Source organism: Pseudomonas guariconensis (genome assembly GCF_015680235.1).
GTDB classification, from domain to species: domain Bacteria; phylum Pseudomonadota; class Gammaproteobacteria; order Pseudomonadales; family Pseudomonadaceae; genus Aquipseudomonas; species Aquipseudomonas guariconensis_A.
In genome coordinates, this window is sequence record NZ_JADLJL010000004.1 from 121,841 (window position 1) to 141,107 (window position 19,267).

At 56.1% G+C, this 19,267-nt stretch carries 21 protein-coding genes and 1 tRNA gene; 8 read left to right on the forward strand and 14 right to left on the reverse strand.

Translation table 11 applies throughout. The features are described 5' to 3' along the window. The first annotated feature begins 1 nt into the window (after nucleotide 1). From IRZ56_RS04985 to IRZ56_RS05005, 5 genes are all read left to right on the forward strand, one after another. On the forward strand, nucleotides 2-907 hold the full coding sequence (locus tag IRZ56_RS04985; RefSeq protein ID WP_196143910.1) for an NAD synthetase: 906 nt from the start codon (nucleotides 2-4) through the stop codon (nucleotides 905-907). Further along, nucleotides 904-1,341 (forward strand): hypothetical protein, encoded by a 438-nt coding sequence (locus IRZ56_RS04990; RefSeq protein WP_196143911.1) that lies wholly within the window; start codon nucleotides 904-906, stop codon nucleotides 1,339-1,341. Before IRZ56_RS04985 ends, IRZ56_RS04990 begins: the two co-directional genes overlap by 4 nt. A gap of 135 nt (nucleotides 1,342-1,476) precedes the next feature. Next, nucleotides 1,477-1,911 carry a hypothetical protein gene (locus IRZ56_RS04995; protein WP_196143912.1) on the forward strand — a complete coding sequence of 145 codons (435 nt, stop codon included), beginning with the start codon at nucleotides 1,477-1,479 and terminating at the stop codon, nucleotides 1,909-1,911. Nucleotides 1,912-2,414: 503 nt separating this feature from the next. Further along, nucleotides 2,415-3,110: a DUF6875 domain-containing protein gene (locus tag IRZ56_RS05000; RefSeq protein WP_230390333.1), complete on the forward strand. Its 696-nt coding sequence runs from the start codon at nucleotides 2,415-2,417 to the stop codon at nucleotides 3,108-3,110. Between the two features lie 9 nt (nucleotides 3,111-3,119). Beyond that, a complete protein-coding gene (locus IRZ56_RS05005) occupies nucleotides 3,120-4,493 on the forward strand; it encodes an ABC transporter ATP-binding protein (RefSeq protein ID WP_196143913.1) in 1,374 nt (457 codons plus the stop codon). A 121-nt stretch (nucleotides 4,494-4,614) separates the two neighbouring features. Here the strand turns inward: IRZ56_RS05005 and IRZ56_RS05010 are convergent, their stop codons facing one another. Next, complete coding sequence (locus IRZ56_RS05010) at nucleotides 4,615-4,926, reverse strand: hypothetical protein (protein WP_196143914.1); 312 nt, start codon at nucleotides 4,924-4,926, stop codon at nucleotides 4,615-4,617. A 543-nt stretch (nucleotides 4,927-5,469) separates the two neighbouring features. Here IRZ56_RS05010 and IRZ56_RS05015 point away from each other — a divergent pair. From IRZ56_RS05015 to IRZ56_RS05025, 3 genes are read left to right on the forward strand one after another with little or no spacing between them, the layout of a single operon-like run. After that, entirely contained in the window at nucleotides 5,470-6,141 is a 672-nt protein-coding gene (locus IRZ56_RS05015; RefSeq protein ID WP_185830243.1) for an ABC-three component system protein, read from the forward strand. Beyond that, complete coding sequence (locus IRZ56_RS05020) at nucleotides 6,138-6,659, forward strand: ABC-three component system middle component 5 (protein ID WP_196143915.1); 522 nt, start codon at nucleotides 6,138-6,140, stop codon at nucleotides 6,657-6,659. The genes IRZ56_RS05015 and IRZ56_RS05020 overlap by 4 nt, the downstream gene beginning before the upstream one ends. Further along, a complete protein-coding gene (locus tag IRZ56_RS05025; RefSeq protein WP_196143916.1) occupies nucleotides 6,646-8,565 on the forward strand; it encodes an ATP-binding protein in 1,920 nt (639 codons plus the stop codon). Before IRZ56_RS05020 ends, IRZ56_RS05025 begins: the two co-directional genes overlap by 14 nt. Nucleotides 8,566-8,685: 120 nt before the next feature. Here IRZ56_RS05025 and IRZ56_RS23115 read toward each other — a convergent pair whose 3' ends face one another. The 13 genes from IRZ56_RS23115 to IRZ56_RS05085 form a co-directional block, all read right to left on the reverse strand. Further along, nucleotides 8,686-8,961: a hypothetical protein gene (locus tag IRZ56_RS23115; RefSeq protein WP_230390334.1), complete on the reverse strand. Its 276-nt coding sequence runs from the start codon at nucleotides 8,959-8,961 to the stop codon at nucleotides 8,686-8,688. After that, nucleotides 8,958-9,938 (reverse strand): integrase domain-containing protein, encoded by a 981-nt coding sequence (locus IRZ56_RS05030; RefSeq protein WP_196144014.1) that lies wholly within the window; start codon nucleotides 9,936-9,938, stop codon nucleotides 8,958-8,960. The genes IRZ56_RS23115 and IRZ56_RS05030 overlap by 4 nt, the downstream gene beginning before the upstream one ends. A 928-nt stretch (nucleotides 9,939-10,866) precedes the next feature. Next, on the reverse strand, nucleotides 10,867-12,186 hold the full coding sequence (locus tag IRZ56_RS05035) for a tyrosine-type recombinase/integrase (protein WP_196143917.1): 1,320 nt from the start codon (nucleotides 12,184-12,186) through the stop codon (nucleotides 10,867-10,869). 163 nt (nucleotides 12,187-12,349) lie between these two features. Beyond that, nucleotides 12,350-12,425 (reverse strand) — tRNA-Thr (locus tag IRZ56_RS05040). An 87-nt stretch (nucleotides 12,426-12,512) separates the two neighbouring features. Then, the gene (locus IRZ56_RS05045) at nucleotides 12,513-12,761 is read right to left on the reverse strand and encodes a hypothetical protein (protein ID WP_196143918.1); all 249 of its coding nucleotides are present in this window, start codon (nucleotides 12,759-12,761) and stop codon (nucleotides 12,513-12,515) included. Between the two features lie 22 nt (nucleotides 12,762-12,783). Next, complete coding sequence (locus tag IRZ56_RS05050) at nucleotides 12,784-13,164, reverse strand: hypothetical protein (protein ID WP_196143919.1); 381 nt, start codon at nucleotides 13,162-13,164, stop codon at nucleotides 12,784-12,786. An 18-nt stretch (nucleotides 13,165-13,182) separates the two neighbouring features. Continuing rightward, on the reverse strand, nucleotides 13,183-13,389 hold the full coding sequence (locus tag IRZ56_RS05055) for a helix-turn-helix domain-containing protein (RefSeq protein WP_043211003.1): 207 nt from the start codon (nucleotides 13,387-13,389) through the stop codon (nucleotides 13,183-13,185). A 9-nt stretch (nucleotides 13,390-13,398) separates the two neighbouring features. Next, nucleotides 13,399-13,980 carry a hypothetical protein gene (locus tag IRZ56_RS05060; RefSeq protein WP_196143920.1) on the reverse strand — a complete coding sequence of 194 codons (582 nt, stop codon included), beginning with the start codon at nucleotides 13,978-13,980 and terminating at the stop codon, nucleotides 13,399-13,401. A 379-nt stretch (nucleotides 13,981-14,359) separates the two neighbouring features. Continuing rightward, nucleotides 14,360-15,595 carry a methyltransferase gene (locus IRZ56_RS05065; protein ID WP_196143921.1) on the reverse strand — a complete coding sequence of 412 codons (1,236 nt, stop codon included), beginning with the start codon at nucleotides 15,593-15,595 and terminating at the stop codon, nucleotides 14,360-14,362. A gap of 147 nt (nucleotides 15,596-15,742) precedes the next feature. Continuing rightward, nucleotides 15,743-16,432 (reverse strand): ABC transporter permease, encoded by a 690-nt coding sequence (locus IRZ56_RS05070; protein ID WP_196143922.1) that lies wholly within the window; start codon nucleotides 16,430-16,432, stop codon nucleotides 15,743-15,745. Beyond that, nucleotides 16,432-17,124 (reverse strand): ABC transporter permease, encoded by a 693-nt coding sequence (locus IRZ56_RS05075; protein WP_196143923.1) that lies wholly within the window; start codon nucleotides 17,122-17,124, stop codon nucleotides 16,432-16,434. Before IRZ56_RS05075 ends, IRZ56_RS05070 begins: the two co-directional genes overlap by 1 nt. A 55-nt stretch (nucleotides 17,125-17,179) precedes the next feature. Further along, the gene (locus IRZ56_RS05080; protein ID WP_196143924.1) at nucleotides 17,180-17,932 is read right to left on the reverse strand and encodes an ABC transporter substrate-binding protein; all 753 of its coding nucleotides are present in this window, start codon (nucleotides 17,930-17,932) and stop codon (nucleotides 17,180-17,182) included. Nucleotides 17,933-17,943: 11 nt separating this feature from the next. Continuing rightward, on the reverse strand, nucleotides 17,944-18,717 hold the full coding sequence (locus IRZ56_RS05085) for an ABC transporter ATP-binding protein (protein ID WP_196143925.1): 774 nt from the start codon (nucleotides 18,715-18,717) through the stop codon (nucleotides 17,944-17,946). Nucleotides 18,718-19,267 lie beyond the last annotated feature (550 nt).

Genomic DNA, 19,267 nt, shown 5'->3' on the forward strand with positions numbered 1-19,267 from the left:
CATGACAGACTTCTTGCCCAAACCCTTGGGCAGCGCCTCGCAATTCGTGGCCCGGCAGCGTGTCCAGGGCATGGTCAACCAGCAAAAGCTCTTCAAGGCCATCGACGCCGACCCCGGCATTGTCGGTGCCGGCGTCGTGTACATCGATGCCGATTACAACGTTATCGTGCTGCGCGAGTTCCAGCCGATTTGCAGTGTCGCGCCTAAGCGCGTGATCCTGCGCGAGGCACCGCGTTATACCTCGCCTGAGCAATTCATGAACCAACTGCAGACCAACCCGCGAGAGTCGCGGGTAGTGAAGGAAGCAGTAGGCACGACGTTATCCTGCGCGGGTGCGTTCATCGGATGGGTTGTGTTGTTCAGCGGGACTATTGCCGTACCTTTCACTGGCGGTGCCAGTCTGGCCCTGACCTATGCAAGCACGGCGGCTACGCTGGCGAGTACGGCGCAATGTGGTATTGGCCTCGTCCGAACCCACAACGAATTGAACGATCCAGCTGCTAACGACCGGATGGATGACCAGGCTTGGTACCAAGCAACTTCCCCTTTACTGGATGCATTGTCCCTCCTGGGTGTGGGGGCTTCGGGGCTTACAACCGTACGCTATCTGCAGGTGCGCAAGGCGGCCACGGGACGCAGTTGGCAAGAATTGACCCGTTCGCTCAGCCGGCAGCAGCGCAAGTCGCTCACCGACGAATTGCTGAGGATCAAGCACCCCTCGTTGACTGCCAAGCAGCTCAAGCTCCGGCAAAGCGCCGGGGAATTGGTGAAACGCTATACCCCAACTCAGATTACTCATGCGACCCAGACATTGATCAAGGACTCCCTGGGGGCAGGCATTGGGCTCGTGGGTAGCAGCACGGTACAAAGCATAGCCGTTGGCTTATACGAGGAAGTGACGGAGTGAATCGCAGTTTTGAGTTTCAGAGCTTCATGTCGCGTTACTTCCCTGTGTTCATCGCCGGCTTTTTCCTGTGCTGCTTCACGTATGCTGGCGCAGTGTCACTTTCCTTCGCGACTTATCTGCGTGAGTACTCGGCAGGCGGTAATCCGATGCTGATCACGGCCCTTGCAGTGGGCCTGATGACGGCGCTGACACATCTTGCCGTGGCTCGTGGCCGTTATTGGGGCGTTTGGGGCATCGTGGGAATACTGGTACTGAGCCTACTTGTCGCCCTGCCCAGCTATCCCTTTGGCCCCCATCCAGTCTCATACATTTCCACGTTGCTGAGCGGGCTGCTCGGATTGCTGGTGCTCAATAGCAAACGTTATCGCGAAATGCGCGAGCGTCTGGCCGATTACCGACAGCAGCGAATTGCCGAGCGACGTTCCAGGCGATGAGCCTTGGATCAGGGTACTGATCGAATCCTTGCCTACTCAAATTCTGAGAACCCGTTGAGAGAACGGGCGGGGACAAATTGATGGTGGTAGGCCGCCAGCAGAGGGAAAGGTCGGTTTATATAAGGAATTATCGGAATGATGATTAATCCGGAATTGAAGCGCTTTCTCGGTCGCTATTTCGGGGTGTTCATCGGGGCGTACTTCTCCTCCATCATTGCCGTTGCCTGGACCTTTGCACTGGTATGGAGCACGTATTGCCGACACTGCTCGCAGGAGGGGGTGTTCCCCTGGAGCCTGTTCGTCACCCTGGCGGTCTTCATGCTGGGCCATGGTGCCGTGGTACGTGGGCGTACCTGGGGAGCGTGGTTGGTGGCCGGGTTGTGCATCGGCTGCCTGGTGATCACGCTTCCTGCCTATGGGTATCGACCGAACATGTTTATCTACAGCGGCAGCCTGTTGGCGGCGCTGTTGTCCCTTCTGTTACTCAACAGCCGACGCTATCGAGAGATGCGTGAGCGATTGGCCGGTTACCGGCAGCAGCGTAGTGCCGAGCGATGTTCCAGGCGATGAGTCTGGGTTCAGGATACTGAGGCCGGGTTAGCTTGTCGGCTTGGCCTGCAGCGGGTTATTCGGCGTCTGCAGCGAGTGGGTGCTTCCCATCCAGTATTTGGCGTTCCGGAGGGCTGCTCCACCGGCTCCCGGCCAATCTTCATCTTTCCTGGGTCATGCTCCAATCGGATCTGCACCGCTTCGACTATGGGAGCGAGATGCTTGCGAAAGAAAACGTGCTAGCGTATGGTCAAATGACTATCAAAAGCGTTTGATAGAATTTCTCATCTGGAGCTTTACATGGACGCAAACTTTTCCGATCCGAAGTCTGAGGCATTTACTCAAGCCCGCAATGGCGCCACCTTTGGTGATGCTCGCCCGCAGAGTTTGTTGAAAAAGCTGTACGCTGCCGTTAGCGGCTGTGGCATGCCAATCCACCCAATCCGTCCACCTTGCGGTTGGAACTGGTAAGTCGGCGATGCTAGCCCCCCCGGATTGGGGGGCTTTCACGTTAAGGAAAACGCATGAGTCTGTGGTCAATTGCAGAGCCGGTTCCTATCGACGCTCCATCTTTCGTCAACACTTGCTGTGAAGGAGTCCTGCCCTACCTGCGGGACTTTTTGACCGCACCGCATCCTCATAGAAATGGAGTTATGTGCCCGTTCATGCCAAAGGCATTGGCAGAGAACAATGTCTACCTTACTTACTTTGAGAGCCGCCATTCTGACCAGCAACTACTTGAGCTGATTAGATCTTGCATAACCTTTTACAAAGCTCGCGACAATCGCTCATTCGGTGCGGTCGTCATCCTGTTTGAAGCCGATTTCGACATCGTTCGCCTGCTACGTATTCACATTGCAGCTAAACCCGACTGCATCAAGGACGAACTGATGATTGGCGCGCTGTACAAGGACAGCCAAGCTCCCAGCCTCCATTCCCATCATTACTTTCCGTTACGCACTCCCACACCCACGCTGGTACTGCGGGACTTGACTGCACAGGACCTGCAATTTCTGACACCCGGTCATTATGGTGTGTTCTCAAAGCTTAAGTTCTTGAACTCGTTCATTGGCAAGTTCTCGAGCGAGCATGTGAAAGGCTATGCCAAGAGCAAGGTCGGTGAAGCGTTGGCGATGCGCCGACGATACAGGATGATACTGGGGGCCGGGGTCGGTTTATGTGTAGTGCTGGTCCTGATCGGCGGCCTATTATTTATCTGAGGGAGCACAATGATACTGCGTGATTGGCGAATGCTGGCAGCACTGGGTTTCACAGTAACTCAGCAAATCCTGCTGGCGCTGTCGACGTATTACATTGCTCGGGCAGGATTGGCACTAGGACAGAGTGAAATCGACCAGGCGATGGCATGCATCAGCATCTTTTTCCTATTTGCGCTACTGGGTTACGTTGCTAGCTCGATCGCCAGCCTGTTTTCCAACCGCGCGTCAAATGCAGCTTGGGAGCAATATGTTACTGACACACTGGCCAATTCGACTGAGCATTTACAGCTGGCCTCGGAAAAAAACAAGAAAACGATTTCCCAGTGGTTAGGTGGGGAGGCCTTGTCCACGCTCAACTATACTTGCGCCTTCTATGTTGGGTTCATTTCGGTCGGTTTGAACATCGTGTTGACACTGCTGGTCTTTTATCTCTCCATAGGGTGGCAGATCACCTTGGTCATGGGCGCTTCCCTGGTGGTGTCTCTGGTGTTCGTCTTGGTGCTGCGTAAGCGGATCGAGCAAGCGGCGGGCGCGATGCAGCAGCACAAGCTTGATGCTCTGCTATCGGTGGAGCGCACTTGGAATGCGGCCATGTTCGGTAACCGTCCCATGCGGAAGGCCGGGTTTGGTGAACTTCACGACAAGGTTGGCGGATACTTTGGCGAGGTCAACCGGTATGCACTTATGGAGCAGGTTGTTGCCTGTTTTCCCATCATTATTTCGACAGCGGCAGTCCTGCTGTTACTGCAGTATTCAAACTTGTTCACCTTGGCCACAATAGGCGCCCTGGTGGCTGTTCTACCCCGCAGCTTGCAGGTTTTCGGTAGCGTGCACTCCTTGAGCATCTACCTGAGCCAGTTCTACCTCGTGCGTGCCAAGCTACGTAATCTGGAAGGTTTCATCCACACGCTCGACACTCATTACGCCATGTATTCAGCTCCCTTGCACGGCGTGTCGATAATTGAGACCGCGACCGCCGCTTGCGTGCCCCCACAGACTCTTTTGAAGGTGATCGTGGGTTCTCAGATCAAGAGTGGCCGGTTTACGGTGACGGGCAGTAATGGCTCTGGTAAGTCCACGTTTTTGAAAGTAATCAAGCAAAGCGTCCCCGACGCGTTGCTGCTGACACCAGAGACTCGCTTTTTGGCGTTCGATAAAGCGCTATCCACTGGGCAGTCAAGTATCCGGGAAATTGAGTTTGCACTTGCGTCATTACCTCCCGTATTGATGCTGGATGAGTGGGATGCGAACCTTGATGAAGAAAACTGTAGAAGAATCGACGCGCTGTTGGACGCCGTATCTTGTCGGGTCATCATTATTGAAGTACGACATTCGCGGCATAATCGATCCGCCCTGCCTGTCGAGGCTGGCGAGGTCGGCTGAACAAGGTGTCATGATCTAGTGTGGTGTTTTGCAAATACGACCAAAAAGCGCCGCGATGTATGGTTGTTATTTATGAAACACCACACTAGTACACGGCGAGCCATCTTCTCTATTGGAAGCATCAAATCCTACCAATGCTACGCAGCCAGGCTTCGACCCTGGTAGCTTCCCCCTCCGAACTGGCTCGCGCAGCCATGGCGAACCGGTCTTGTGCCAGTTCCTGCTCCAGAGTAGTGCCACGTTTTCGCGCGGTCAGCACGAATGGCAGCACTGAGGGAGTGGTAGCCCATAACTGGTATTCCTCCCAGGTCATGCCGAGGTACTCGTGCAATTCCATGTCTGCGCCTTCACGACCTTCATGCCAGGCCTCGACAAACTGGTCGATTTCTTGTTCCAGCACGCTGCCTTCCAGGCACTGCTCGACAAAGCTCATATGAACCTCTCAGTTCGATTTGATCCGTCGCCCGCGGACTGGCGGTCAAGTGATCGAATTCGTATCCAGCTGTAGCAGGTAGGAATGGGCGACTCTAAAACGAAAAAACCCGCCAGAAGGCGGGTTTTTCGGGGGTTCCAGAGATTTTGAAAGCTTTCTATGGAACCTTGAATGGTGCGGCACCAGGAGTCGAAAAAAATGAATAAATCAATATATTTCAATAACTTATAATTTTAGTTTTTTGTCGGCTACCTCAATTTCTATCCTTTTGACACTTTCCATAATTCTCCGAGAAGAGATTCAAAGCATGCTCGCTTAGCTATAGGGCTATGAACGCTCAAAAATCGCTCTGTGTGAGGTCAGACGCTGTGGATCCAACTGTACCTCGGAGGCGCTTGCGTATAGGATGGCGTTTTGATGTCTAAGATGGAGCTTTGGTCATGAATATAGTTATGCAGTACCTGTCCGAGATCGTAAGTTTTGTAGCCGGTGCGGCGGGCGGAGCCGCTGTAACCCTAAAATTCACAAGGAGTAGTGTAAAGAATGGTGGGGTTATTACCGATCAAAGCAAGGCTCGGGCTGGGGGAGATGTTGTCGGCAGGGATAAAATTACCAGAAACAAATAAGTCTGGACTGGTTCCAATGGTTGATTTGCCAGTTGCTGTAGATCAAACAGGTGCATCTGCGGGTGCAGATATTGTCGGGCGCGACAAGATAACCAACTATAATTTATTGCCAGCCAAGCCGACTAATAAGATTGAGTTGCTGCTCGAAAAGCTGGGGAAAGAGATTGAGTCAAATGAACGAGCTAGAGATACTTTAGATAGCCTGAGTAGATTTCATAAAAAACGCGCTATAGATGGGGTCGAAGGTTTAGAAGCAAAGCTAAAGGCTGGTGGTCGGGAATATGAAATCTATGACGCTCTAGAAAAGAAAGAACTTTTTTCGAAAATGCTTGAGCGATATTCTCACTACGCATCGGCGCAAGAGATATTGGCTTGTTTACTTGCGAGAGTTGAATATAGTTTCCAAAGTTTTATTTATCCGCAGGTTGATGGTTTGTCAATAGTCGAAGTTAATGAGTTGGTCGACGCGAAGATTATTGTGCCAACTATTGATGACTGTGGTGCTGGGGTCTTATCCATGGATCATAGTGTAGCAATGGGTATGGTGTATTGGCTGGCGGAGCAGTGCTACGTGCGGTGGCATAAATGATCCAGATTACATTCCAAGCGGCTTTTGACCCTTTTCATGCCCTGTTTAGATTTTTTCGAATCATGGAAATAACTAGCGGATTGGATTCGCTGACAGTAGATCATGCTCGTATTTTAGATTTTTATTTGCTTTATCCATTTCGCTCTGGGGAAATAAAGTTGCGCTCCGAGCATCGTAAGTACAAACGTGTGGCGTCTGATTTTAATTATCTAAAGCCATACGGTGAATTGCCTGATTCATTTGTGCTTTTTTCTCGAATGCAAAGTATGCAAGTTGCGGCGCTTGATACTTTGGTTTCTAATGGCTATCTAGATGCTACGGCTTATAGCCGGAAAGAAATAAAGCTAACTGGGAAGTTGGCGCCGTCAGAGGTCCTTGCTCGCATTCATGCCTTGAACGAAGAGCAATCAAAATTAGTTGATTTGATTAACGTGCTCGCTTCTGAATATTCTATCTTTGGACGTGACGGGTTGAAGGCCAGAACAGGATTGCTGGAGTATCGATATGACACAGTTTGAACCATCGCTTATAGTTAGGCGGCTGATCGTTATAAAGGGCGCTAAGTCTGTGTATGACGAACGACTTCACCCAGGGGTTAATGTAATTCGTGGGGAGAATGCGTCGGGAAAGTCAACTATACTTAATTTTATATATTATGGATTGGGGGGAGATCTCACTGATTGGAGCACTGCTGCGCTTCTTTGCAGTCGTGTATATTTGGAGGTCGAGCTTAACGGTATCGTTGTCACACTGGCTAGGGATATATCTGAGAAGCCTGGTTCTCCTATGGATATATTTAGTGGCGCATACGATCTGTCTTTAGAACAGCCACCAAATGCATGGAACCGATATCCGTATCGTCGATCGCTGACGACTGAAAGTTTCTCTCAGGTACTGTTCAGGTTGCTTGGCATGCCTGATGTTTCTTTGGAAGTGTCCGGAAACATTACAATGCACCAAGTGCTGCGCTTGCTTTACGCCGATCAATTGAGTCCTGTGGATGAAATTTTCAGATTTGAGCAGTTTGAACAAAAAGATACTAGGGACACGATTGGTCGATTGCTTTGTGGAGCATATACAAATGATTTGTATGAAAATATTCAAGATCTAAAGTCTTTGAAGAAAGAATTTGACAAGATTGATGTGCAGTTGCGAAACTTGTTTGTGGTCTTGGGAAAAGCTGAGCAAGAAGTTTCGACCACAGATTGGCTCTCCGCTGAGCGCGAAGAGCTCTTAAAGCAGAAGCGTCAGGTTGAAGAAGAAATAGATTTGCTTGAGAGAAAGATGGCCTCTCTCTCGCCTGATCCTATTAGTATGAAGGATCAGACGGAATCTTACGATCTCGTTAGAAAAAAGCAAGTTGAAATAGCCAAAGCTAAACAGGCGATTCACTCGCTAATGCTCGATATTGCCGATTCGGATGCATTTGTAAATGGTCTTAAGGAGAAAGTAAACAATCTCCGAGATTCTGCGATTGTAGCTAAAAATTTAGAGGAAATAAAATTTCATTCATGCCCGGCTTGTTTCAGCATTTTAGATGGTGAAGAGGAGTCGGTAAGTTACGCATGTCATCTATGTAAGACTCCGTATAGTTCGGAGCAAGTGGCAGCCCGCATAGCGGGACTGGTGAATGAATCGGCGGTTCAGATAAAGCAGTCAGAAGTGCTCCAAGAACGTCGTAAAGAGAAGCTGTTAAATTTGGAGCAGGGTTTAGATTCTTTGCTTGAGGGATGGAAGTCAGCGGCACAAAAACTTTCCTCCCAGCTTGGACGTCCTTCCTCAGAGAATCAGCAATTGCTGAGGGAGTTGCAGCGTAAATCAGGATATATAGATAGAGTGATCGAGGATTTAGATCAGAAATCTAAGATGTCCGAGGTTATCTCGAGCCTTTCTCAGAAAAAAACTGATTTGCAGTTAAAAATTAACTTGCTTGATGAGAAAAATCAAAAATTAAGATATGCGCAACAAGATAGGCTGAATCGTGCATATTTACTAATTTCGGAAGAGGTGAAGTTCTTGCTTCATAATGACCTCCGCAGGCAAGATTCTTTTGAGAACGCTAAGGGTATAAGTTTTTCTTTTGAGGCTAACCGCTTAACTGTAGATGGTCAGAGCTATTTCTCGGCAAGTTCTAGGGCTATTTTGAAGAGCAGCTTTTTTGCTGGGTTTACTGCTGCTGCAAGTGATGAAGAATTTTTTAGACATCCAAGGTTCTGCATGATAGATACGCTGGAAAATATGGGTGTTGAAGAGGTTAGGAGTCAAAATTTTCAGCGACTTCTAGTCAGTAGATCATCCCAGCTGAAAGCTAAGCATCAAATAATTTATGCGACTGCGATGATTGATCCTGGATTGGACAATACCTCTTATACAGTCGGTCGCTACTCCACGAGAGATGAGCCGACTATTGAACTGTGGAAATAGGTAGCGGTGCTGTGATCTTCTCTACGCTGATGGACAAGATCGCAGCTAAGTTGGCATATTGAAGGCTTGAATTTTTATGACTAGCAACGATTAGTCAAGATCATAAATTTTGGCGAACTTTCAGCAATTAAATATCCATGGTCTTGCGAGCCGACGAGCGAGCAGCCGCACAGTCAGTAGGTAGTAATACCGACTTGCTGCGCTGTGTGTGGCGAGACGATGCTTAAGAAACCACGCTAGGTGCTTCCTCTGCCAAGACCAGGGTGTTCCTCGGTGCCAGCGCTCTGCAATTTCAGCATGGATGAACTTCGCCTGCCGCAAATGGCGTTGCCGTGTAGCATGTGATCCAGGCAGCACTCCCGCCAGGAACACCTCCATATCAAATGCCTTGGTCATACCCGCCCCCCAATGTAGGCCGTGACCACGTCGATCCGACCGTGCCCCAGCTCATAGCTGATTTGCCTTCTGGCCTCACGATCTAGGTGCCTATCTACCTGGCAACATTGGCCGCTACTGATTGGTGCGGGGTGTCGGGTGATCTGCTCGTAGCGCTCACATGCGTACGCCGCTCGTAGCTCATGGAAGCCCTTGAGGTTGTGTGCATGCATGATGTCCCGCGCCGGGCGGATGCTTTCTTGCAGAAGATTCAGGTAGCTTTCGTGTGGCGCAATCAGGTTGCGGCTACCTGCAGGCGACACTTGCCGTGCAAACTCAAGAGCACCTCGAACATGGTTGTCCACTGATATCCAGCGGGGAGCCGTTGCTCCGGCACGGCCGCCTTTGGTGCCATCCTGAATGTTAATCCTGCCTAGCTCTTTAGCCTCACGGCTCAACCGTGGCAGGTCAGCTAGGATGGCCTCACGCAAACGCACGCCGGTGGCTCTTGCCAACAGGACGATCGCGGCGGCCCGTCTCTGGCCACGACCGCAAAGCGCATCGAAGATCTGCTTAACCTGTTCGCGGTCTTGGCCTTGCGGAGCCGATTGGCGAACTCCGCTGCGCTGGATACCCAACGCCTTGCTCGGACTTGGCAGTTTCACATGCTGATCACCGCGAAGCGCTGCCATGGTCCTGTTAACGCTGGATAGTCGGTTTTGCGCGGTGCTGACGGCGAGATCACCGCGCTTAACAATGTCGCGCAGATACGCCGCGTATTCGGCCAATACCTTTCGATCAATCTGCCGCGCATCATTGATGCCGGGCCCCTGTTCGGAGCGGCACCACTTTACGAATGCCAACCACCGGTCACAGTGCGCTTTGACCGTTCCGTAATGGCCACCACCGAACATGTCTTTCAGTGCCTGCGGCCCTGCATAGCTCAATTGCCTGCCGTAGCCAAAATTGCGGCCGTCGTGCCTACCCACCAATGCCATGTCTGTCACCTCATCGTTCGCTTTCCGATCCTCGCCCCACGTCATCCCGCCAAGAATGCTGAGTGTTATCAAGGATCAAGGCCCCTGCGACCTGTGGGGATGTCCTCTAGCGCGGGACTGGCGGCTCCTTACGTCCGGGAGCAAGGGCATCTCATGATCTGGCCTCCTGAGCACCGTTACCGGTGGGCGGGTGGAGGCTGCATTGGCTGACGAGACCAGTGCCGCGAGATCCTGAGCCATGTGCAAGCAGCAATGCGATGACCGGGGCGTGCCTGACTGTCAGTCAGGTGCAGTCCATTCCTTGGTCTGCGGCACCATCATCTACAGGGCTGTTGCTGGTGACATCGGCGTTTGTCACGCCGATTGTCACGAGGGGGATTGCCGCAAAGCCATGTGTGATCAGGGCTGCAGCAGTGTTAGAAGTGCCCGTCTCTTTCCAGAAGAAAGAGACGGGCACAGGCTGGCGCAGTATTCGGCCAAGTGGATAGGTTGCTGCAGGGCAGCGAGGTACGGTGTATCTGGCGCACGAGCGCCATGTGTGTAAGAGCATCCATCACATGGGTAGTGACCGGGCGAGCTGCCGGATGCTAATCGCCCTTGGGAGAACCACCGCATAAAGCGGCGTGACCTTGAAGGTTCGGGCCACCTGGGTGCTGTCATCGACAGCGCTTGCGACTCCCGGTCTACGCCTGTGGACAATATGCGTCAAGCTGCGCGATATCAGAGATTTAGCGCCTGTGGATAAAACTATCCCCCGGTGGACATCAGTGGTTTTCCACAGACGTGAGCTGTGCCAGCGGTTTTTTTCTTAGGTATGGTCCTTTCAAACGGGGCGGCTTTGCAGCCCCGTTTGAAAGGACCCGCGCGGAGGAGCCTCATGCGGTGCTGTGGGTAACTTCACAGCGAGTTGAGGTGGTGGTGCGGCGGGTTACTCGGTCCTCTTGGCACTGCGAAGCCGCGTGACGTTCTCGCCCATTTGCTTGGCAAACTCATGCGGCGTCACATGGTCCTTGCGGTTCGCCTCCAAAAACCGGCTCCACCAGGTCATGATCATCCGGCGTTCTTCGAGGAACTCGGCCTTGTGGGTATAGGCGGCGCGCACGTTGTTGCGTTCCTTGTGGCTCATCTGCCGTTCGATAGCCGTCTCCGACCATAGGCCAGACTCGACCAGCGCACTGCACGCCATGGCGCGGAACCCGTGTCCGCAGATATCCACCTTGGTGTCGTAACCCATCGTCCTGAGCGCCGCGTTCACCGTGTTCTCGGACATCGGTTTCCACGGTTTGGCATCCCCCGCGAACACCAGGTCGAACTTGCCGGTGATCGCGTGGATCTGTTCAAGCAAGGCCACGGCTTGCGGCGATAAGGGTACAACGTGGATGTCCCCGGCCATCTTCGTACCCCTTGTGGAAAACGGCACGCCGTCCAGCGCCGGGCGGGTGTCGGGGATTTCCCAGATTCCGCGCTTGAGGTCGAACTCGCTCCAACGGGCGAAGCGCAGTTCGCTGGAGCGTACGAATACATGCAACGACAGCATTACCGTGAGGCGCGTGAGCGGGCGACCTCTGTAGTCCTCGATGTATGCCAATAGCTCTGGAAGCCGCGATAGGGGTAGTGCGGGCCGGTGAGTTACCCGTGGTGTCTTGATCGAGCCATCGAGGTCGTGAGCCGGGTTCGCCGTGATCAGCCGCAGCCGTTTGGCTTCGCGCATGATGCTTTGCAGGTAGTTCTTGATCCTGAGCGCTACGTCGATGGTGCCGCGCTTCGTCACGGCTTCCAGTGGCTGCATGAGGTCGTGGGTGTCCAGCTCAACAATTGCTCTGGCACCGATCAAAGGGAACACGTGGGTCTTCAATCGGCTGAGCACAGTCTTGGCGTGGCCGGGCGCCCACTTCGGCACCATGCTCGCGTGCCAGTCGAGCGCAACGCTTTCGAAGGTGCGGCCGTTGATCACGGCCTGAGTCTTGGTTTGTTGCTTGTACTGGATGGGATCTATGCCGTTGGCAAGCTGCTGCTTGATCTCGAAGCGCTTGCGGCGTGCGTCGCCCAGCCCGACCACCGGATAGCTGCCGAGAGCGGTCAGGCCTTCGCGGCCATCGGGTTTCACGTACCTGAGTCGCCAGCCTTTGCGGCCGTTGGGTTGCACAAGCAGGTAAAGACCGTCGCCGTCGAAGAGCTTGTATTCGCGCTCTCTGGGCTTTGCCGTGCGACAGGCGGTATCGGTAAGCGGGGCAGTGGTGCGGGCCATAAGGGTAGTCTCCGATATCGAAACGGACCTCTATCCTTAAAACTACCCTTATTAGCGCTGGCTACCCTCGGAATCCGACGGAACGCTAAAACGAAAAAACCCGCCAGAAGGCGGGTTTTTCGGGGGTTCCAGAGATTTTGAAAGCTTTCTGTGGAACCTTGAATGGTGCCGGCACCAGGAATCGAACCCGGGACCTACTGATTACAAGTCAGTTGCTCTACCAGCTGAGCTATACCGGCAATGGGGCGTCATTATAGCGATCGGTTGGCGGCTGTAAACCTATTCCTTCCAATAGCTTACGTTGCCCACAGGAAAGGAGAATTTTCCTACCAGCCGCGGTGGATGCTGTTGACGCTCGGTTCGGGGGTGGCGGGGTTGAAGAATAGCTTGTCGTTGTCGCAACCGCGCTTGCGGCACGGGGTGTCGACGCGCAGGGGCAGGCCGCGGTCGCCCCCCAGTTGCATGCCGGGGGTTTCCCAGCCCAGCGACGAGGTCTTGGGCGAATAGGTGTCGTTGGCGCAGCCGGCCAGGGCCAGGGCGAGGCTGAGCAGGGCAAGGGGCTTGGCTTGGGTCACGTGGGCAAAGTCCGTAGGTGGGTCAGTCTGTGTTCAGGATGCGCTGGATGGTGCCGCCGCAGGCCAGGTAACAGCTGTCGTAGTCGCGGTCGCAACTGTAGCTCGCGCCGCTCGAGTACGGGTAGCTTGGGTAGTGGCATTTGTGACGTGCGTCCTTCTTGGTTTTGCTGTCCTGGCAATACTGGTAGCTGCGCAGCTCGGCCTGGTACAGGGCGCGTTGGCTGTTTTCCTCCAGGCGGGCCATCTGCTTGCAGTGGTTGCGTTCCGTCTGGCAGCTGTTGATGCAATTGATGCCATGGGCGCTGGGCGGTGGCGAGTACCTATAGGTATAGGAGGGGCCGCAGCCGCCGAGCAGCAGGGCCGCCAGCACCAGGGCGGCGAGGCGTTGTTCTGGGGTGTCCACGGGTGTAACGGTCCTTGATCATTCTTCGCTGAACTCCAGCAGGTCGCCGGGTTGGCAGTTCAGCGCGCGGCACAGCTTCTCCAGGGTTTCGATCTTGAAACCCTTGATCTTGCCGTTCTTCAGCAGTGACAGGTTCGCTTCCGTTATGCCGATGATTTCCGCCAGGTCCTTGGAACGGATCTTGTTCCTGGCCATGACGACGTCGAGGCGGATGATTATCGGCATAGGGGGCGGCTAGACATAACAGTTGTGTTCATCGCTGATGATCTTGGCGTCACGCATGACCAGCGAGAAGGCGCACAGCAGAATGCCTTTCATGATCTCGTAGACAGCCTCGGATGATACACCGATAGACACCACGAATGTGCGCTCCCCGGCCGGCAGGTCGATGGCCAGGGCCAGGCCCTGCAAGGTATCGATCACCGGCCACAGCAGCGGTGTACCGATGCAGATCAGGCCGACCCACCAGAGCATCTTGATGTTCGCCGGGCTCCAGGTGTGGCCCTTGGACAGGCGCAGGAAGAACAGGCCGGTCAGAAGCAGGGCGAATGCCGACAGCGCGGCGGGAATCATCGCCAGGGCCAGCACCAGGCCCATGGCCAGTTGCGAGGGTTGGTAGCCGTCTTCCAGCAGCAGGGGCATGTTGATGCCGTGGGTTTGCAGGTAGGCGGTGACGGTATCGGGATAGTCGAATACCCAGAGCAGCGGGGTGCCGAACAATTCCACCGCGGCAGTGGTCCAGGCCAGGAAAGCGGCGAATGCGCCGATGGTACGCAAGCGTGAGCGGGCATAGGCCACGGATCTGCTGTTGTTCATGGGATGCCTCCGTACAGTGATGAGCGGGGCAGATTATTCGCGAAAAATTATCGCAGTACAATAATTTGTTGCTGCTAATTTGATATCGCGGCGTTTTGCCGCAAGGGGCTGGCTTGCGCGCTCCTGTGATGGGCACGCTTTCGCTGAGAGAGGCTGCAAAGCCTTGGTTCACGCTGATGCTGGAACCTTTATGCACAAGCACAATGCCACGCGCCAGCGAAAGGCATGCCACCGGTGCGGACCGTCGGTCTTTGCGCAAAGGCCTGTTTTTACTGGTTTTGGTTCGTTTGGTGGAATAAGGGAAACGCCTGAAATAGCCTTTGGATCCAAGATTTCGTGATTTTCATCACAAGCTTGTTCACAGAGTTATCCACAGGTTTCAAGCGGGCTGGGAGGGCTCGTCGCGTTCGGCCAGCAGCAAGAGATTGCGGGGCGTCAGGGGATAGTCGCAGAAGGTACCGAGGCGCACCGAATAGCCGTGGTCCTGGAGCAGCAGGGCGCGGTCGAGCACCAGCCACAATTCCAGCGGTCGGCGGAACAGGTTGCGCACCAGTTCCAGGTTGCGCACTTCGGCCAGGCGTTGCCAGCCGGCAGCCTCCAGTGCTGCCCAGTTCGGCTCGCCATTGATGTGCACGCCCCTGAGTTCGGCCAGGTCGCGGCAGTAGCCTTCGAATGGCTTTTCCAGCCAGGCGGTTGGAAGCGAAGGTGTCGACAAGTATTCATCGCACTGGCGCTGCTCGCGCTGCAGCAGGTCGAAGCCCAGACGCCGGGCCATGGAGGTGTCCCGTTGGCGTCGTACGCGCAGGCTCGAGGTAACGGCTTCGTTCAAGGGCAGGCCTAGGTCGGCCACGTCCAGCCGCAGTTTCGAGGCCTGGGCGGCTGTGGATAACGGCTGGTAGTGCTCGCCATGGATGCGGTTGTAGCAGCAGGGGGCCACGGCCAGCTGGCGGCAGCCTTTCTCGCTGGCGAGCTGCAAGAGGCGCACATGCAAGTCGCCGCACGCATGCAGGGCGACCACGCTCTGGTGTGCTTGCAGCTGGTCGGCGCTGCCTTCGGCCAGCACGTCCTGTTGCACATGGGTGGCCGGCAACTGGTGATGGTCGCTCAACGCTTGGCCGGCGGCGACCAGCGTGGCGTCGTATTCCAGGCAGGTCAGGTGTTGCCCTGGCTGAAGCAGGCGGCGGCCCAGGTGGCCTTTACCGGAGCACCAGTCCAACCACTGGTGGGTTCGCTCACGGAATGTCAGACGACGGCTGAAGGCTTCGATCTGCTGCCACTTGCGGCCAGGTACGTGCACGTCCAGGCGATGCCCGGCTGGAGGCAGGCCGGCATCGGGCAGCTCGCCTATGGCGGCCAATTGCCTGGCTTGCTCGGCGAGCTGTGGGAACGGAGCGGGCGCCGGGAGCTGTTCGGGGTGGTGCTGGAAGGCCTCGGCGTCGGCCAGGGAGCGTTGGCGAAGCCAGGTGGAGAGTTCGGGGTGCTCGGCTTCCCAACCCAGGCGCAGCTGGGTGAAGGGGCGTGGGTGCCAGAGGTGCTGATGCTCGACCAGGAAGCTGTCCAGGGCGCGGAAGCGTTCGAGGAGTTGGTCGGCTTGCAGGAAGGGAGGTGTGTTCATGGGAGCACCGGAGCGCAAATCGAAAAAGGGCCGCTGTGCGGCCCTTCGTCAAGGTTGTGGGAGCGGCGGTGCGGCGGTCCGACCTGCTCCGCGATCAAGGGCGCATGGTAGGGGCGGCCTGATCGCGGGACAAGCCCCACACATTTTTCATCGCCCTTGGCAGGCGTCCACGCGCAACCAGCGTTCCAGCACCTTGAAGCCCTGGACCAGCACGAAGGAGATGACCAGGTAGAACACCCCGGCAGCGAAGAAGATCTCCACCGGCAGGTAGGTACGGGCAATGATGGTCCGCGCCATGCCGGTCAGTTCCAGCAAGGTGACGGTACTGGCCAGGGCGCTGGCCTTGAGCATCAGGATCACTTCGTTGCTGTAGGCCGGCAGGCCGATGCGTGCGGCACGCGGCAGCATGATGTAGAACAGCGTCTTGCCCCGCGACATGCCCAGCGCCCGCGCGGCCTCGATCTCGCCTTTGGGGATGGCCTGCAGCGCGCCGCGCAGGATCTCGGCGATGTAGGCAGCCGTGTGCAGGGTCATGGTCAGCACGGTGCACCAGAACGGATCGCGCAGGTACGGCCACAGCGAACTGCTGCGCACCAGGTCGAACTGCGCCAGGCCGTAGTACACCAGGAATAGCTGCACCAGCAGCGGGGTGCCGCGGAAGAAGAAGATGTAACCGAAGGGCAGGGCGCGTACGTACCAGTGCCGCGAGGAGCGGGCGATACCCAGCGGGATGGCCAGGATCAGGCCGGCGATCACGGCAATGGCCACCAGCTCCAGCGTGAGCGTGGCGCCCTGGGCCAGGCGCGGCAGCCATTTGATGATGACTTCCCAGTTCATTATTCGGCCCTCACGAAGCCGCGAGCGGCGCGTTTTTCCAGGAAGTGCATGCCGGTCATGGCCACGATGGTCAGGCACAGGTAGATGCAGGCGGCGACCATGTAGAAGGTGAACGGCTCCTTGGTCACGGTCACGCCGATCTGCGCGTGGCGCATGATCTCTTCCAGGCCGATCACCGATACCAGCGCGGTGTCCTTCATCAGGATCATGAACAGGTTGCCCAGGCCGGGCAGGGCGACGCGCCACATTTGCGGCAGGATGATCCGCGACAGGATGCGCCCCTTGGACAGGCCCAGGGCCAGGCCGGCCTCACGGTGCCCCTTGGGAATGGCCAGGATGGCGCCGCGGAACACTTCCGTGGCGTAGGCGCCGAAGCACAGCCCGAGGGCGATCACGCCCGCGGAAAAGGCGCTGAGCTCCAGGCCAGGCAAGTTCAGGGCTTCGCCGAGGCTGTTCATCAGCCCGACGGTGCCGAAATAGATGAGCAGGACCCAGAGCAGCTCGGGTACGCCGCGAACCAAGGTCGAATAGGTGCTGCCAAGCCATTGCAGCGGCTTGACCGGGGACGTCTTGGCCAGGGCGCCGAGCAGGCCCAGGACCAGCCCCAGCAGCAGGGCGCAAAGCGCCAGTTTTACGGTCATCAGGGTGCCAGCCGCCAGGGCCGGACCGAATCCGTGCAGGTCGATATTCATGGGTAGGTGCGTTCAAAGGACCGGCGCCGCGCAGAGCGGCACCGGTCGGGGCGTATCATTCGATGCTGAACGGGAAGTACTTGTCGTTGATCTTCTTGTACGTACCGTCGGCTTTGATTTCTTTCAGGGCGGTGTTCAGCTTCTCGCGCAGTGGGTCACCCTTGCGCACGGCGATGCCGATCTTGTCGCTGTCGACCACAGGCTCGCCCTTGAACTCGAAGTTCTGGCCGTCCTTGCTCTTGAGCCATTCGTACTGCACGTACTTGTCGGCCAGGATGCCGTCGATGCGGCCGGAGACCAGGTCGAGGTAGGCGTTTTCCTGGGTGTCGTACAGCTTGATCTCGACGTCGTCGCCGTAGTTGTCTTCAAGCCAGGTGCCGGCCAGGGTGGCGCGCTGGGTGCCGATCACCTTGCTCTTGAGCGAGGCCTTGTCGGTCTTGAAGTCTACGTTCTTCGGGGCGATGAACTGCAGCTTGTTGGAGTAGTAGGGGTCGGTGAAGTCCACGGCCTGCTTGCGCTCATCGGTGATCGACAGCGAGGACACCAGGAAGTCGAACTTCTTGGCGTTCAGGGCTGGGATGATGCCGTCCCAGTCGGAGGTCACGACCGAGCACTCGACCTTCATCTTGGCGCACAGGGCGTCGCCGATGTCCTTGTCGAAGCCGACCACGTTACCGCTGGCGTCCTTGTTGTTGAACGGCGGGTAAGCCGCTTCGATACCCATGCGCAGTTTTTCCGCGGCCATGGCGTTGGCCGAGACGACCAGCGTGGCGGCAGCGGCTAGGAGGAATTTCTTGTAGGTCTGCATGTGTTGCTCCGTTAGCGGTGGCTGGACATGAATTGCTTGCAACGCGCCGAGGTCGGGTTCTCGAACACCTGCTGCGGCGATCCCTGCTCTTCGACCAGGCCCTGGTGCAGGAACACGACTTCACTGGACACCTGGCGGGCAAAGTTCATCTCGTGCGTCACCAGCAGCATGGTACGGCCTTCTTCGGCCAAGGCGCGGATGACGTTAAGCACTTCTTGGACCATTTCCGGATCGAGCGCCGAGGTCGGCTCGTCGAACAGGATGACCTTGGGCTTCATGGCCAGGGTCCGGGCGATGGCGGCGCGTTGTTGCTGGCCACCGGAAAGCTGGGCGGGGTAGCTGTGGCGCTTGTCATGGATGCCGACCTTGGCCAGCAGCGCCTCGGCTGCCTCGATGGCCTCGGCCTTGCTCTGGCCAAGCACGCGGCGTGGGGCCTCGATGATGTTGTCGAGGATCGACATGTGCGGCCACAGGTTGAAATTCTGGAAGACGAAGCCGATCTCGCTGCGCAGGCGGTTGATCTGGCGATTGTCGGCGGCGATCAGGTCGCCGTTCTTGGTCGACTTGAGCTTGAGCTCTTCGCCGGCCACAAGGATCTGGCCCTGGTGTGGGTTCTCCAGCAGGTTGATGCAGCGCAGCAGGGTGGACTTGCCGGAACCGGACGACCCCAGGATCGAGATCACGTCGCCGTCGCGAGCGGTCAGAGAAATGCCCTTGAGAATCTCCTGCTCGCCGTAGCGTTTATGCAGGTTGCGGATTTCCAGCGCGGGCGTGGCCTGGGCCATGTGCGGTCCTCATATGTTCGGGTGCGTTCCCAGCTGTTGGCGGCCTTCCTGGCGAGCGCCAAGCTAGCATAGCGGCGCAACGGCGGCCAACCAGGTCGCAGGCGGCTCGGGTCACTGGCGGGACACTTTGTCGCATTGGCGCAGTGGACTGTCGCGAGGATGTCCGCAACGCGCTCGCCCAGCACCGGAGCCTTGATGAAAAAAGGCGCGATGGTGCCAGCTTTGGACGTGCCTGGGAAGCCGTTTTTGGCCGGGTGGCACTTCCTTGGCCGTTATGCGTAGCGTGGGTTGCGCCCTCGGGTTGCGCTTTGCTTGCCGCTTTTTTGTGCGAAGGTGTTACCGAGGGGCACCTTTGGGGCGTTTGTAAGTGAGTATTTCAGTAATCCGTTCCTGATTCCGGTATTTGACGCCCTTTTGGTCAAGCCATGGCCGAAAGGCCTGCTGGGCCCTGTTTTTCGGGAGCCCTACAGCATTCGGACGAACGTGATCGCCGAATGGCGCGGTTATTGCCATTGGGAAAGGGCCGACTGCAGCGACGCCTAAATCAACC

Bases quoted from the DNA above. Each gene is read 5' to 3' on its own strand.
- IRZ56_RS04985 (WP_196143910.1), top strand. From the start codon at position 2: ATGACAGACTTCTTGCCCAAACCCTTGGGCAGCGCCTCGCAATTCGTG.
- IRZ56_RS04995 (WP_196143912.1), top strand. From the start codon at position 1,477: ATGATGATTAATCCGGAATTGAAGCGCTTTCTCGGTCGCTATTTCGGG.
- IRZ56_RS05000 (WP_230390333.1), top strand. From the start codon at position 2,415: ATGAGTCTGTGGTCAATTGCAGAGCCGGTTCCTATCGACGCTCCATCT.
- IRZ56_RS05005 (WP_196143913.1), top strand. From the start codon at position 3,120: ATGATACTGCGTGATTGGCGAATGCTGGCAGCACTGGGTTTCACAGTA.
- IRZ56_RS05010 (WP_196143914.1), bottom strand. From the start codon at position 4,926: ATGAGCTTTGTCGAGCAGTGCCTGGAAGGCAGCGTGCTGGAACAAGAA.
- IRZ56_RS05015 (WP_185830243.1), top strand. From the start codon at position 5,470: ATGGTGGGGTTATTACCGATCAAAGCAAGGCTCGGGCTGGGGGAGATG.
- IRZ56_RS05020 (WP_196143915.1), top strand. From the start codon at position 6,138: ATGATCCAGATTACATTCCAAGCGGCTTTTGACCCTTTTCATGCCCTG.
- IRZ56_RS05025 (WP_196143916.1), top strand. From the start codon at position 6,646: ATGACACAGTTTGAACCATCGCTTATAGTTAGGCGGCTGATCGTTATA.
- IRZ56_RS23115 (WP_230390334.1), bottom strand. From the start codon at position 8,961: ATGACCAAGGCATTTGATATGGAGGTGTTCCTGGCGGGAGTGCTGCCT.
- IRZ56_RS05030 (WP_196144014.1), bottom strand. From the start codon at position 9,938: ATGGCATTGGTGGGTAGGCACGACGGCCGCAATTTTGGCTACGGCAGG.
- IRZ56_RS05035 (WP_196143917.1), bottom strand. From the start codon at position 12,186: ATGGCCCGCACCACTGCCCCGCTTACCGATACCGCCTGTCGCACGGCA.
- IRZ56_RS05055 (WP_043211003.1), bottom strand. From the start codon at position 13,389: ATGCCGATAATCATCCGCCTCGACGTCGTCATGGCCAGGAACAAGATC.
- IRZ56_RS05060 (WP_196143920.1), bottom strand. From the start codon at position 13,980: ATGAACAACAGCAGATCCGTGGCCTATGCCCGCTCACGCTTGCGTACC.
- IRZ56_RS05065 (WP_196143921.1), bottom strand. From the start codon at position 15,595: ATGAACACACCTCCCTTCCTGCAAGCCGACCAACTCCTCGAACGCTTC.
- IRZ56_RS05070 (WP_196143922.1), bottom strand. From the start codon at position 16,432: ATGAACTGGGAAGTCATCATCAAATGGCTGCCGCGCCTGGCCCAGGGC.
- IRZ56_RS05075 (WP_196143923.1), bottom strand. From the start codon at position 17,124: ATGAATATCGACCTGCACGGATTCGGTCCGGCCCTGGCGGCTGGCACC.
- IRZ56_RS05080 (WP_196143924.1), bottom strand. From the start codon at position 17,932: ATGCAGACCTACAAGAAATTCCTCCTAGCCGCTGCCGCCACGCTGGTC.
- IRZ56_RS05085 (WP_196143925.1), bottom strand. From the start codon at position 18,717: ATGGCCCAGGCCACGCCCGCGCTGGAAATCCGCAACCTGCATAAACGC.